This is a genomic window from Treponema sp. R6D11 (assembly GCF_054786075.1).
Genome location: NZ_BDHD01000781.1, coordinates 1 through 527, shown reverse-complemented (window position 1 = coordinate 527; position 527 = coordinate 1). Strand labels below are relative to the sequence as shown.

The 527-nt window shown below is 38.5% G+C and carries 1 protein-coding gene; it reads right to left on the bottom strand.

Translation table 11 applies throughout. From position 1 onward, the window contains the following. Positions 1–150: 150 nt before the first annotated feature. Positions 151–527, bottom strand: a 377-nt coding sequence (locus tag ACYVTD_RS16060) for an STAS domain-containing protein (protein WP_461248685.1), incomplete at its 5' end; no start/stop codon positions are given.

The following is a 527-nucleotide window of genomic DNA, read 5'->3' as shown; positions in this document are numbered from 1 at the left end:
CTTCAGGCTTGTATAAAAAGTTGTACACCTATGCATTTTTTTAACCTAAATCCACAAGTTTTCAACAGAGGGAAATGTCTTTTCTTTTTTACCGCGATTTTCTTTATTATTTTGAGCAAAATAGCTGTTTTATAGCCGGATAATGAATGATTACCCCAACAGAACTTGCCCGTTATCGTCAATTGCAAGAATACTTTTACATTCGGAACAGCGGAAACGTCCCGCTTTTACAGCTTTTAATTTTTTATAACAGAGCGGACAAGCGACAACTTTTGGGAAAATTGACGGCTTATCCTGTACTTTGTCAGAATTGAAAAACTCGATTGAATCCTCCAGACTTTCCCTGATATTGAAAAATTGGGAAAAGCCGAGGAGCTGAAAAACTTCAAAAACTTTTGGCTGAATATCCAAAAGGACAAGATCGCCGCCCTGAGGTTTAACCGCTTTTAGGAATGTTGTAAAAGAGCCAATACCGGTAGAAAATTTAAAGTTGGTCGGCTTGTGCGTATGCATGCGGACAGCATGGA